Annotated in this window: 10 protein-coding genes; all 10 read left to right on the top strand. The window is 63.8% G+C overall.

Features of this window, described 5'->3' with window-relative positions; all coding sequences use genetic code 11:
• The first annotated feature begins 33 nt into the window (after window positions 1–33).
• Window positions 34–1239, top strand: coding sequence for a CoA transferase (locus tag HOP58_RS07005; RefSeq protein ID WP_234259941.1), 1206 nt, complete (start codon window positions 34–36; stop codon window positions 1237–1239).
• Between the two features lie 25 nt (window positions 1240–1264).
• A complete protein-coding gene (locus HOP58_RS07010; protein ID WP_234254388.1) occupies window positions 1265–2191 on the top strand; it encodes a hydroxymethylglutaryl-CoA lyase in 927 nt (308 codons plus the stop codon).
• A 41-nt stretch (window positions 2192–2232) separates the two neighbouring features.
• Window positions 2233–4218: an aconitate hydratase gene (locus HOP58_RS07015; protein WP_234259942.1), complete on the top strand. Its 1986-nt coding sequence runs from the start codon at window positions 2233–2235 to the stop codon at window positions 4216–4218.
• Between the two features lie 240 nt (window positions 4219–4458).
• On the top strand, window positions 4459–4872 hold the full coding sequence (locus HOP58_RS07020; RefSeq protein WP_234259943.1) for a Na-translocating system protein MpsC family protein: 414 nt from the start codon (window positions 4459–4461) through the stop codon (window positions 4870–4872).
• A 164-nt stretch (window positions 4873–5036) separates the two neighbouring features.
• Complete coding sequence (locus tag HOP58_RS07025) at window positions 5037–6059, top strand: Nif3-like dinuclear metal center hexameric protein (protein WP_234259944.1); 1023 nt, start codon at window positions 5037–5039, stop codon at window positions 6057–6059.
• A gap of 106 nt (window positions 6060–6165) precedes the next feature.
• The gene (locus HOP58_RS07030; RefSeq protein ID WP_234254392.1) at window positions 6166–7287 is read left to right on the top strand and encodes a hypothetical protein; all 1122 of its coding nucleotides are present in this window, start codon (window positions 6166–6168) and stop codon (window positions 7285–7287) included.
• Window positions 7288–7575: 288 nt separating this feature from the next.
• On the top strand, window positions 7576–8550 hold the full coding sequence (locus HOP58_RS07035; RefSeq protein WP_234259945.1) for a tripartite tricarboxylate transporter substrate binding protein: 975 nt from the start codon (window positions 7576–7578) through the stop codon (window positions 8548–8550).
• A gap of 88 nt (window positions 8551–8638) precedes the next feature.
• Window positions 8639–10153, top strand: a complete 1515-nt coding sequence (locus HOP58_RS07040; protein ID WP_234259946.1) for a tripartite tricarboxylate transporter permease — start codon at window positions 8639–8641, stop codon at window positions 10151–10153.
• A 14-nt stretch (window positions 10154–10167) separates the two neighbouring features.
• Window positions 10168–10656: a tripartite tricarboxylate transporter TctB family protein gene (locus HOP58_RS07045; RefSeq protein ID WP_234259947.1), complete on the top strand. Its 489-nt coding sequence runs from the start codon at window positions 10168–10170 to the stop codon at window positions 10654–10656.
• Window positions 10657–10852: 196 nt separating this feature from the next.
• The gene (locus tag HOP58_RS07050) at window positions 10853–12856 is read left to right on the top strand and encodes a hypothetical protein (RefSeq protein WP_234259948.1); all 2004 of its coding nucleotides are present in this window, start codon (window positions 10853–10855) and stop codon (window positions 12854–12856) included.
• Window position 12857: the final 1 nt, after the last annotated feature.

Consider the following 12857-nt stretch of genomic DNA (forward strand, 5'->3'; position numbering starts at 1 on the left):
TGGAATTCACAGGGTTCTGCCAGGAGGCACTTCATGCCCAGCCCCGCGTCTCGCCAGCTCCCACTTGCCGGTCTCAAGGTTCTCGAGCTCGGCCAGCTGATCGCCGGTCCCTTCGCCACCAAACTGCTGGGCGAGTTCGGCGCCGACGTGATCAAGATCGAGCCGCCGGGCACGGGCGACCCCCTTCGCAAGTGGCGAATCATCGAGGACGGCACCTCGCTATGGTGGCATGTTCAGAGCCGCACCAAGCGCTCCATGACGCTGGACTTGCGCAGCGAGGAGGGGCAGACCATGGTGCGTCGGTTGGCAGCCGAGGCCGACGTGGTGGTGGAAAACTTCCGCCCCGGCACGCTCGAGGGCTGGGGGCTCGGCTACGAGGCGCTAGCCGAGCACAATCCGGGGCTGATCATGGTGCACGTCTCTGGCTTCGGCCAGAGCGGCCCTTACCGCGACAAGCCCGGCTTCGGGGTGATCGGCGAGGCCATGGGCGGGCTGCGCTACCTCACCGGCCAGCCCGGCGAGCCCTCAGTTCGGGTCGGTGTGAGCATCGGCGATTCTCTGTCGGCCCTCTATGCGGTGATCGGCACGCTGCTGGCGCTGCAGGAGCGCGCTCGCAGCGGCCTGGGCCAGGAGATCGACGTGGCGCTGTACGAGTCCGTGTTCGCCATGATGGAGAGTCTGCTGCCCGAATACGACGCCACCGGCGAGGTGCGCGAGCCCAGCGGCAGCGCTCTTCCGGGGATTACCCCCTCCAATGCCTACCGTACCCGCCACGGCGACTTCGTATTGATCGCCGGCAACGGCGACAGCATCTTCAAGCGGCTGATGGGTGTGATCGGTCGCCGGGACCTGGCCGAAGATCCCGGGCTGGCCCACAACGACGGCCGGGCCCGGCGCGCCGAGGAGATCGATGCCGCCATCGAGGCGTGGACCTGTCAGCGCGACCGCGACGCCATCCTGGCCGCCCTGGATGACGCCCGGGTGCCCTGCGGCTACCCCTATACCGCTGCCGATATCGCCAGCGACCCGCACTATCTGGCGCGGGAGATGATACAGACCATCACCCGTCCCAACGGCAAGCCGCTCAAGGTGCCCGGCGTGCTGCCGCGGCTCAGTGCCACCCCCGGGCGTCTGGGCAATGGCGGCCCGGCCCTGGGTCAGCACACCGACGAGGTGCTCGACGAGCTGGGCATCGACAGCGAGACCCGCGCCAAACTGCGCGCTGCGGGCATCATCTGACCCCTCGACCGACACGGGACCTATCATGACCCAATTGCAAATCAACGAGGTGGCGCCCCGCGACGGCTTCCAGATCGAGGCCACCTTCGTGCCCACCGCGGACAAGATCCGCCTGATCGATGCGCTCTCCGCCACCGGGCTGGCGCGCATCGAGGCTACCTCCTTCGTCTCGCCCAAGGCGATTCCCAACCTGCGTGACGCGGCTGAGGTGGTGAGCGGTATCCAGCGCCGAGACGGCGTGGGCATCACCGTATTGGTGCCCAACCTGCGGGGGCTGGAGCGGGCGCTCGATTGCCGGGTGGATGAAGTCAATCTGGTGATGTCGGCAAGCGACTCCCATGGCCTGGCCAACCTGCGCATGACCCCAGAGCAGTCCCTCGAACAATTCGCCGCCATCGTCAAGGTGCTGCGTGGTGACTCCCGTGGCCGCAACGTATTCGTCAACGCCTCGCTCTCCACCAGCTTCGGCTGCCCATTCGAGGGTGAGGTGCCTGAGGCACGTGTGCTCGAATTGGTGGAGCGCCAGCTGGCGCTGGGAGTACAGGGAGTGACACTGTGCGACACCACCGGCATGGCCAACCCGGCCCAGGTGGCACGACTCTGCGAGGCGGCGCAGGCGCGCTTCCCCGACGTTCCCTTCACGCTGCACTTCCACAATACCCGTGGCATGGGGCTGGCCAATGCCCTGGCCGCCTGGCAGGCGGGCATCGTCCGCTTCGATGCCTCCCTCGGCGGGCTGGGTGGCTGTCCCTATGCTCCCGGCGCGACCGGTAACGTGTGCACCGAGGACCTGGTGCACATGTTCGAGCAGATGGGCGTCTCCACCGGCGTCGACCTGGACGCGCTGCTGGCGGCCTCCGCCCTGCTGCCGGGGCTGGTCGGCCATGATACCCCCGGACAGGTGGTGAAGGCCGGCAAGTCGGATCGGCGCTATTCAATGCCGGCCCGCTGAAATGTACGCCCAAGTTTTACCGTGACAGGAGACCAACAACAATGACGGCACCATCCACGCCCCTCAACCTGGCCCAGCAGCTGATTCGCGACCATCTCGTCGAAGGCGAGATGACGCCGGGCAGCGAGATCGCCCTGCGCATCGATCAGGCTCTGCTGCAGGACGTGCTCGGCACCTTGGTGATGCTCGAGCTCGAAGCCATGGGGCTAGATCGGGTGAAGACCGAGCCCAGCGTGCAGTACATCGATCACGGCCTGGTCCAGGCAGACAACCTCAACGCCGAGACCTACCTGTTCCTCAAGAGTGCCTGCGAGCGCTTCGGCGTGTGGTACTCCGGGCCGGGCAACGGCATCAGCCATCCGGTGCATATGGAACACTTCGGCATTCCCGGCCAGTCCATCGTCGGTTGCGACAGCCACACCACTGCGGCCGGCTCGCTGGGCATGCTGGCCATCGGGGCCGGCGGCATCGAAGTCGCCATGGCCATGGCCGGCGAGCCGCTCTACCTGACCATGCCCGAGATCTGGGGCATCCGCTTGGAGGGCAGTTTGCCCGACTGGGTCTCGGCCAAGGATGCGGTTCTCGAGTTGCTGCGGCGTCATGGGGTGGCCGGCGGCAAGAACACCATCATCGAGTACTACGGCCCGGGCCTGGCGAATCTCTCCGCCATGGACCGCCACGTACTGGCCAACATGGGTACCGAGATGGGGGCTACCGCCACGGTCTTTCCCTGCGACGAGGAGACTCGGCGCTTCCTCGCGTCCCGCGGCCGCGAGGCGGACTGGAAGCCGCTGGCGGCCGAGCCCGGCTGCACCTACGACCGCGAAGAGGTGCTCGACCTGTCATCTCTCGAGCCGTTGATCGCGTTACCCTCCAGCCCCGACAAGGTGGTGCCGGTGCGCGAGGTGGTCGGTGAGCCGCTGCACCAGGCCTACATCGGCTCCTCGGGCAATCCCGGCTATCGCGATTTCGCCGTGGTGTCGGAAATGGTTCGTGGGCGCACCGTGGCGGACGGGGTCTCGCTGGACATCAATCCATCCTCGCGCCAGGTGCTGGCAACGCTGATCCGCGACGGCTATCTCGCCGATCTGGTAGCCAGCGGGGCGCGGCTGCACCAGACCGGCTGCAACGGCTGTATCGGCATGGGCCAGGCCCCGGCGGTAGGGCGCAACAGCCTGCGTACCGTCCCGCGCAACTTTCCGGGACGCTCTGGCACTCGTGAAGACAGCGTTTTCCTGTGCAGTCCGGAGACCGCTACCGCCTCGGCGTTGGCCGGCACCATCGCCGACCCGCGCAGCCTCGATATGCCCTATCCTCGCATCGCCGAGCCCGCGCAGATGGTGGTCAACCGCGATGTGTTCGTGCCGCCGCTGCCGCTTGCCGAGGCGCGTCTCAAGCCGCTGCAGAAAACCGACAACACCCCGGCTCTGCCTGAACTCACCGTGCTGCCCGATACTCTCGAGATTCCGGTACTGCTGGTAACTGGCGATAACGTCTCCACTGACGACATTATGCCGGCGGGGCAGCGGGTCATGCCCTACTGGAGCAGCGTCTACGCCTCGGCGCCGTTCACCTTCGAGGCAGTGGACGCGGACTATGCCCGGCGTGCCGAAGCGACACGAGAGTTCGGTGGCCACGCCATCGTGGCCGGCCACAACTACGGCCAGGGCTCGAGTCGCGAGAACGCCGCGCTGGTGCCGCGTTATCTGGGTTTGCAGGTAGTGCTGGCCAAGAGCTTCGCGCGCATTCACTGGCAGAATCTGATCTGCTTCGGCGCCTTGCCGCTCACCTTCGTGGATGAGCGCGATGGCGGGCGGCTGGAGCAGGGCGACAGCCTGGTGATACGCGACCTGCACGCCCAGCTTGCCGCCGGGGCCGAACTCACCGCTGAGGTGGTGGGCAAGGGCACACTACGCCTGCACCACGGTCTGACGCCGCGTCAGCGTGAGCTGCTCGCCAGCGGTGGGGTCATCAATCATATTCGTCGCGTCAAGGGCGCCTCGGCGGAAGCGGTAGACGCATCGTGATCGAAAGGATTGGTATACCGAAGGGGCGCGTTGGCTGGGCCCTTGAATGTTCCCGGTGGGCCATGTTTCGTTGCAGTCACAACCTCGATCGTCGCGGTGTTCAAAGAGATAGGCCAATAACGAATAATCGATTATTTCCTGTTGACAGATTTTTACCGCTTGACTAGGCTGGAGCTTGCATGAGATTGGTATACCAGATGTTCTCTGGTAGCCAGCCGAATCGAGATGAGGTCGACCCCCATGAGCGCCTTGAGCAGCGACTTCTCGAGCACAGGTACCACACATGCCGATACCTCGGGTATCGGTTCCCTGGGCCAGCTCAAGCAGGAACTGATCAAGGACTACAATGAGGTCAACCATCGCATCTTCGGTATCGGCGTGGTGCGCCAAAAGGTGGACATCCAGGGCGACAGGATTCTCGTCATCGCCCTGCACAAGCGGGTACCGGCGCTCGGCTACCTCAACGTGCTCAACAGCAACGTGAGCGAGCTGGCCGACCACTATCTCATCAAGGGATTCAAGCACGAGTTCAAGCAGCTGCTGGTGGCGAAGTACGGCTTCGAGGTCCTGTCCATCTTCAAGGACTACGACGCCCAAGCCGAGCTTTCCGCCACGGTGGTGGTACTGAAGAAGGATGTGCGCGACTACCTCTGACGCTTGGGCGTCGGGCCTGGTCCGCAACTCCGCAGGCAAGACTGACTGGTGATGTGAACTCGCCCTGAGAAGGCGAGTGCTCGAGACCGTCAGCGCAGTGGGAGGCTTTACGCCTCTCGCTGTGCTGGCGGTCTTTTTTTATGGCTGATGCGAGGAGAACAACGATGGCCAAGGTAGCGGATATCGTCAATGCGATGAGTGTGATCACGGGCGGCAGGACGGTGTCGTCCATGGACGAGGTAAAGAGCGGCAATCACCCCTTCGTGATCATGAAATCGTCGGGCATCTACGGCAAGGAGGTGCTGGAGATTCCGGGGCTGATCTACGGCGACCCGAACAAGGAGGTGAAGAAGGTCGCCGTGTGCATGACCATGACGGAGCTGGTGATCGAGCTGGCCGGGGCCACCGGGGTGGATGCCGTGGTGGCGCATCACCCCATCGCCGACGCCGCCAGCTGTGGCGGGGTGACGCTGAAGAACTATCTCGACCTCTACGACGTAGCGGGGCTGGAGTGCCATGAGGCGTTCCACGGTCTGCACCCCGGCATTCCCTTCCTGCACGGGCACAAGGTGGAGAAGGGCAGCATCTCCTACGGTGGCGTTCATGGCAACATCATGTTCGTGGGGCGTGCGCTGCCGGGCATTAACACCCTGGGCGACATTCTCGACCGACTGGATGGCTTCATGGCGCTGGATCAGGACCGCGCCCTGCTGGCAGAGGAGCGTCTGGTGCGCGGCATCGAGGAGATCCGCGAGACCAGCGTCGAGACCCGGGGCTTCATCCATCTGGGCGAGCGGGATAGCCCGGTCGAGCACATCCTGCACATCTTTCCGCACACCGGTTTCTCGCCGGAGAACCTGCGCCAGGCGGTGGCCGAAAACCCTGGGGTGGATACCGTGCTGGCCTCGATCAGCCGCGTCTACGGCGGCCATGCGTTGATCGAGACGGCCCGGGAGCTGGGCCTCAACTTCCTGGTCGGCAACTGTCACGTCATGGAGATCCTCGAGAACGGCCTGCCCCTGGCCTACGCCCTGGACGAGCTGCTCGAAGGCGTGGAAGTGGTGCTGTTCCGTGATCGGGTCACCTCCACGCCGGTGCGTCGGGTGGGCAACGAGGCGATGCAGGCCTATGCGCGGGAGATGTCGGCGAGCCACCTGCTGGGCAAGCATGCATTGAGCGAGACATGACGGCACCACTTGCCGTTATGCTCTCCCCAAGCGCCCATTCAATAACAGTCCGTTCAATAACAGTCCATTCAATAACGGTCCATTCAATAACAACAGAGGCACTGTCATGAAAACCACCGTGACTACCCCTGAAGACTCCAGCCCGGACAAGAAGGAGCTCGGGCTACCGGCCAACAAGCGGGCGTGGAAACGCATCGAAGTGGTCGGCATCGTGCTGCTGTGCATCTGCCTGTTGATGCTGCTGCTCTCACCCACCAGCCTCTCGGGGCTGTTCAACGCGATCCTCAACTCCGTGCGACCGGTAGTGGTGGACGTCTTCCTTACCGGCGTGGTCGGCACGGCCATCATCGTCAGTGTGATCATCGGCAGGCTGCTGGAGCGGCTGGGCTTCACCGATGCGCTGGTGCGCATCTTCGTGCCCGCCATGAAGCTGCTGGGTGTCAACCCGGCGGTGATCATCCCCAGCGTCTACAACATCTTTGGCGACATCAACGCGGCGGGTAAGATCTCCGGCCCGATCCTCAAGAAGGCGGGGGCCACCAAGGATGAGCAGAAGCTGGCCGTGGCCACCATGGTGCAGTCACAGCAGTCGTTCTCCACCTTCATGCTGGGGCTGATGGCGCTGACCTTTGCCGGGGTGAACGTCTTTGCCGTGGTGCTGCTGGCGGTGTTCCTGCCGCTGGTGATCGTGCCGCTGATTCTCTCCAAGGTGCTCTACCGTGACGTCAAGCGGGTCGAGATCGGCCACCTGCCGACCTTCACTCCCGAGCGCGACTTCATGCCCACGCTGTTCAGCGCCGCACGGGAAGGCGTGGAGCTGCTGCTGCTGATCCTGATTCCTGCCGTGGCGCTGGTCTTCGCGGTGATCGGCGTGCTCGACTACATCGGCGTCTGGGCACCGATCGAGGCGGGCCTGGGCAAGGTCATGCTGCTGTTCAACATCCATCCGGAAACCGGCGTGCTGTCGGTGCTGGTGAGCCCGACCCTGGCCATGGGGCAGCTGCAGAACATTGCCGCCGATCTCGACCCCTCGCTGGTGGTAGGGTCGTTCGTGTTGGCTTCCTCCGGCCTGCCGCTCTCCGCCGTGTTCGGCCAGGTGCCGGTGGTGTGGGCGGAGAGCTCCGATCTCACCGAGCGCGAGGCCATGGGCGCCGCGGTGCTGGGCATTGTCATGCGCCTGGGTACCGCCTTCCTGATTGCCTTCTTCGTCACGCCGCTGGTGGTGTAAGACGTATACCCGGTGCCACTGCCTGTCCGGCAGTGGCACCGATCTCTTTTATTATTCATATCGTTCGAGTCGAATATATCGCAAATTATTCTTCGATTATTTGGTGTTTAGGTGGAATATATTTAGAGCGTTAATGGCTTTTGCGGTTTTTTCCTCGGAATCGACAACACAATCATAGAAACGGACAAGTCCGCTCCTCTCCAGTTGCATAGGGTTAATAGGAGGACTGTCGCTCTGACTCATGAGCGGTGGTATTTCCATAAGCAACAATAAAGATGGAGCTTCGACATGTCCTTCAAGATGACAAAAACCGCAGTCGCCGTAAGCGCGGCTCTTCTCACGCTTTCCGCAGGAAGCGCTCTGGCCTCGGAGCCCAGCCTGGGCGATGGCCCCATCCGCATCGTGATGCCCTATGGCGCCGGCGGCAGCACCGACATCACGGCCCGCATCATCGCCGCCAATGCCGCGGAGCACTGCGGCAGCCGGATCGATGTGGTCAGCATGCCCGGGGCAGGCGGCATGGAAGGGTTGCAGTTCGTGGCCGATGCCGAGCCCAACGGCCATACCATCCTCATGGCGGACTACTCTGCCACCATTACCCAGACGCTGACCGAGGACACTCCCTGGGAGGTAGAGGACTGGGTTCCCGTCGTGCACCTGACCGACTGGAAACCCACCGTCTACGCCAAGGCCGACCACGCCATCCAGTCCATCAAGGATTGGATCGAGCTGGCCGAGGCCGAGCCCAACAGCCTGGTGTTCGGTCACGCGGATCCGCTCAGCCTGGTGCACCTGCCGCTGGTCCTGCTCGAGCTGGAAACCGGCATCCAGAACGTCCACCTGCCGACCACCGGCGGCGGCGAGACTCGCACCATGATCCTGGGCGGCCATATCGACCTGGGCATGACGCTGCCGCCCTCGATCGTCTCCAACGTCAACAATGGCGAAGTCACCGCCATCGGCGTCTTTGCCGATGAGCGTTCCGACGTGCTGCCGGACGTGCCCACCTTCAAGGAAGCCGGCTACGACGTGTCGTTCGAGGCGCCGCTGCTGGTCTACACCTTCTCGTCGGTGCCGGAGTCGATTCAGCAGGAACTCTCCGAGTGCATCATGACGGGGCTCGAAAGCGATACCGCTCAGGCCATGGGGCGCCAGGCCTCGGCAGGGCTGGAAAACGTCCAGGGGCTCGAGAGCGCTCAGACCGTCTATCGCGACACCACCGAGCGCGTCAGGGAAGTACTCGCAGCCATCGGCGAAGGCTGAACCTTACAGGTTGACGCTCCATGGACGGGGCCGGCTTGCCGGCCCCGTCGTGGCGTCGTGATCGTTCCAGCCTCGTGGGAGAGTGCGGATGTTGGATATCGTCATCGAGGCCAGTGCACTGGCCTTCCACCCCTATGTGTTGATGTACGTTTTCCTGGGAGTGCTGCTGGGTATCACCCTGGGGGCGATCCCGGGCTTGTCGGGTGACATGGCGATTGCCCTGTTGTTGCCCTTCGTGTTCTTTCTCGAACCCGCACTGGCCATGGGCCTGCTGGTGGGTATCTACAAGGGCGGGCTGTTCGGTGGCTCAATTGCCGCCATTTCCTTCGGTGTGCCAGGTACGCCCGGTGCCGCGGCGACCAGCATCGACGGTTACCAGGCCAAGCTCAAGGGCAATCCGAGCAAGGCCTTGCACACGGCTCTCTACTCCTCCGTCATCGGCGATACCACCAGCGACCTGGTACTGATCTTCATCGCCGTACCGCTGGCGGCGGTGGCGCTGACCTTCGGGCCTATCGAGTTCTTTGCCCTCTATGCCTTCTCGCTGATTCTGATCGCTGCTCTGAGCCAGGGCATGGTGGCCAAGGGCCTGGCGGTGGCTGCCATTGGCGTGCTGCTGGCGATGATCGGGCGCGACCCCATCACCGGGGCCTCTCGCCTCACCTTCGGCATGCCCGGGTTGTCCGGGGGGCTGAGCCTGATTCCGGTGCTGATCGGCATCTTCGCCATCTCGGAGGTGGTGTTCCAGGGCGCCAAGCTGTGGCGGCGCAAGGTCGACAAGCTGATGGACGACGTGGCCGAGCAGGCCAGCCTGCTGCAAGGTTACGATATCAGCAAGGACAAACTCAGCTGGGCCGAATTCAAGTCGACCCTCAAGGCCACCTATATCGGGGCCGCGGTGGGCACCTTCATCGGCGCGCTGCCGGGGGCGGGACAGTCGCTGGCGGCCTTCATGAGCTACGGCCTGGCCCAGCGCTTCTCGCGCCGCTCCGAGGAGTTCGGCAAGGGTTCGCTGGAGGGTATCGCCAGCGCCGAGTCCGGCAACAGCGCGACCTGCGGCTCCACCTTCATTCCGCTGTTCGCCTTCGGCATTCCCGGTAGTGCCACCGCGGCGCTGTTCGGTGCGGCATTCATCCTGATGGGCATGACCCCGGGGCCGAGCCTGCTCACCGACCATACGGCGATCATCTATGCGCTGTTCTTCACGCTGATCTTCGCCAACCTGGTGAACCTGCTGCTGGGCAAGGTCCTGCTGCCCTATTACTCGCGCATCGCCATGATTCAGCCCGGCTACATGATCCCGGCAGTCTTCATCCTAGCGATCGTCGGTACCTTCGCGGCCAACAACTCGGTGATGGACGTGTGGGTGCTGCTGTTCGCCGGTTTGCTCGGTGTGACGCTGCGACTGATGAGCTTCCCGCTGGCGCCGCTGGTACTCGGCTTCATCATCGGGCCCGGGGCCGAGCGGGCGCTACGGCAGTCGATGATCATGGGCGGAGGCGATTGGTGGGTGCTGCTCAAGAGCCCCATCGCCATCGGCTTCTACGTCGCCGCCTTTGCGCTGATCATGCTATTCACCTTCGCCCTGAGGGCGAGGAAATGAATGAGGGCCGGGAAATGAACCGCACGATGGTGAAAGAGCTGCTTTCGGCAGCCCTGATGCTGACGCTGGGCATCGCTGGCTTATTGCATATCCAGTACGGCGCCTGGCGCCCGGCACCGCTGGTGCCTTCCTACATCATGCCGCAGACGGCGTACTACTTCCTGCTCGCCGCCGGCGTCTGGGTGCTGGCCGCCCTGGGCTTGTTCGCCCTGAAGGGCCGGCTCAGCGCGCTGGAGCGGCCCGGTGCCGAGAATCAGGATCTGGTGGGTGTCGGGGTCGCCGTGGCCTTGATGCTCGGCGGCGCCGTGGTCTACTTCTGGCTGGTGCTCAACGTGGGGCTGGTGGTCGCTACCGTGGCGTTCAATGGCGTGCTGGTGGCCATGCTGGCGCCCAACGCCACCTACAAGAGCCTGCTGATCGTCCCGCTGCTGGTGGGGGCGGCGGTATGGCTGCTGTTCGTCAGGATGATCGGCGTCACATTGCCGACGCCTCTGCTGTTCTGACTGGGTTGCTTGCAGAGGGTTAGTGGATAAGGTTAGTGGAACAGGAGTCGTGGGCCAGGGGTAGTGGAAGAGAAGCAGCGTTGAAACGCCGGATTGAAGTGGCTCCGGGAGTCGCCGATAAGTTCATTACCGGCAAAGAGCGATGGCCGGAGGCGTTCGTTGCTTCATCTTCCTCTGCCTGAAGGACAACGGCACCATGTTGCTTTCCTCTTTCGATACGTCCCGTCTATCCGATGAGGTGCCGCCTCAGGTGAGAGCCTGTGGGGAGCGTTTGCAGCATCTCGACAGCTGGCTGGCCACGGTCACCCTGATAGGCAAGGTTACCAGTCCCACCGGAGCCGTCTCGCTGTACGACAGCGTCAACACGACTCGTGAGCGCTTTCGTGCCCTGCGCGAGAAGCTCGTGTCCGCGCTGGTGGAAGCCCATGCCGGCGAACTCGAGATGAAGCTCGGCTCCCTGGCGCAGGTGGCGGTGGATATTCTGATTCGCAACCTCTTCGAGCGCACCGCCGATGTCGGGTTTCTCGCCACCGACCCGATGCTCAGAGCCTTTCTTGCCGATGGCGAGTCGGCACCGAGCGAGGCGAATCTGGCCGAGCGGCTCGAGGAGTACGTGGCCAAGTATTCGGTCTACGACAACGTCCTGCTGCTCTCGTCCCAGGGCGAGGTACGTTGGGCGCTGCAGGCCTGCCCGGAAGCGCAGCGCGACGCCGCGCTGATGGCAGATCTTGCTCGCAGCAGGGCCGACTATCTGGAGGTCTGCCGCCCCTCACCGCTGCTGCCGGCCCTGCCTGAGGCGCACCTGTTCCTGGCGCCGGTGCTGGCCGATGACCAGCCTGGAAGCCGCTGCTTCGGCCTGCTGTGCCTGAGCTTCAATTTGCAGGACGAGATGGCACGCTTGTTCGACCAGCTCTGCGACGCGCAGCAGCATCTGGTGCTGCTGACACCGGATGGCCATGTCGTTGCTTCCAGTCTGGCAGCCCTGCCTGCCGGGATGTCGTTGGGCGACCCGGGGCGTGGACGGGTTGAGGCCATCACCCTCCAAGGGCGGCGCTACCTTTGTCGCGCGGTGGAGGGGCACCCTTATCAAGGTTATGCCGGGCTGGGCTGGCGTTGCATGGCGCTGCTGGAGCAGAGGGACGCCTTTGCCCGGGGCGATGCCGGTGTGACGACGCTCATGGCCACCGGGGGCGAGGCGACGGCAGATCACCGCCAGGGCGCATTGGCGGAGATTTGCGATGAAGCGGCAGACGTGGCGCAGCGGCTCAGTCTTACCGTGCTCAATGGGCGAATCACTTCGGCGCAGTGCCGACTGACCGAATTGACACCGGTGTTGCAGCAGGTGCGCGAGATCGGTTACCAGACCCGCCAGGTGTTCGACGAATCCATTGCCTCGCTGCAGAACGCGATGACGCAGGTCACTCTGGCGGATGCCGCCATGCGCTCGTTCAGCATGATCGACATCATGGATCGAAACCTCTATGAGCGTGCCAATGACGTACGCTGGTGGGCGCTGGATAACCGCATCCGGCACTGGATGCAGGTTGGCGGCGCGGAAGCCGGCAGGCACATGACCAGGGTGCTGGAGTACATCAACCGTCTTTATACCGTTTATACCAACCTGCTCGTGTTCGACACGGAAGGTGTCATTCGCGCGGTTTCCTCGCCCGAGTCGAGTGCTCTAGTGGGGACTCGTCTGCCTGAGGCGTTGTCGCTGCAGGCCTGCCTTGCTCTGGGTTCGAGCCAAGCCTATGCGGTATCGGCTTTCGCACCCACGCCGCTGTACGATGGCCAGGCCACTTACCTCTACATGGCCAGAGTGACCTCTGCTGAAGATGGCCGGGTGCTGGGTGGCATGGCGACGGTGTTCGACGCTGCCCCGGAGCTGAGCAAGATCGTCACCGACAACCTGCCATCGCCGGCTTCCGCTGGAGCGGCTGCTTTCGGCCTGCTGGTGCAGCCGGATACGACCATCCTTGCCACCAGTGAGGCTTGCTGGCCGGTGGGGGAGCGGCTGGATGCTTACCTCCCGGTATCCTTGGTGGGTATGGCGCCGGGGCAGCGCCGTACCCAATGGCTCGAGCACGGCGGTCGGAGTTATCTGATGGGTTTGACCGCTTCCGCCGGCTATCGGGAATACAAGGTCACCGATGGCTATTGCAACGATGTCATTGCGCTTGCCTGCCTGCCCTTGGCTTGAG

Origin of the sequence: Halomonas sp. MCCC 1A11062, assembly GCF_021404355.1 — a bacterium.
Classification (GTDB): Bacteria; Pseudomonadota; Gammaproteobacteria; order Pseudomonadales; family Halomonadaceae; genus Halomonas; species Halomonas aerodenitrificans.

Excerpts from the sequence above, each read along its gene's own strand:
- HOP58_RS07005 (WP_234259941.1), top strand. The coding sequence starts at position 34 with ATGCCCAGCCCCGCGTCTCGCCAGCTCCCACTTGCCGGTCTCAAGGTT.
- HOP58_RS07050 (WP_234259948.1), top strand. The coding sequence starts at position 10,853 with ATGTTGCTTTCCTCTTTCGATACGTCCCGTCTATCCGATGAGGTGCCG.
- HOP58_RS07020 (WP_234259943.1), top strand. The coding sequence starts at position 4,459 with ATGAGCGCCTTGAGCAGCGACTTCTCGAGCACAGGTACCACACATGCC.
- HOP58_RS07010 (WP_234254388.1), top strand. The coding sequence starts at position 1,265 with ATGACCCAATTGCAAATCAACGAGGTGGCGCCCCGCGACGGCTTCCAG.
- HOP58_RS07040 (WP_234259946.1), top strand. The coding sequence starts at position 8,639 with ATGTTGGATATCGTCATCGAGGCCAGTGCACTGGCCTTCCACCCCTAT.
- HOP58_RS07030 (WP_234254392.1), top strand. The coding sequence starts at position 6,166 with ATGAAAACCACCGTGACTACCCCTGAAGACTCCAGCCCGGACAAGAAG.
- HOP58_RS07015 (WP_234259942.1), top strand. The coding sequence starts at position 2,233 with ATGACGGCACCATCCACGCCCCTCAACCTGGCCCAGCAGCTGATTCGC.
- HOP58_RS07035 (WP_234259945.1), top strand. The coding sequence starts at position 7,576 with ATGTCCTTCAAGATGACAAAAACCGCAGTCGCCGTAAGCGCGGCTCTT.
- HOP58_RS07045 (WP_234259947.1), top strand. The coding sequence starts at position 10,168 with ATGAACCGCACGATGGTGAAAGAGCTGCTTTCGGCAGCCCTGATGCTG.
- HOP58_RS07025 (WP_234259944.1), top strand. The coding sequence starts at position 5,037 with ATGGCCAAGGTAGCGGATATCGTCAATGCGATGAGTGTGATCACGGGC.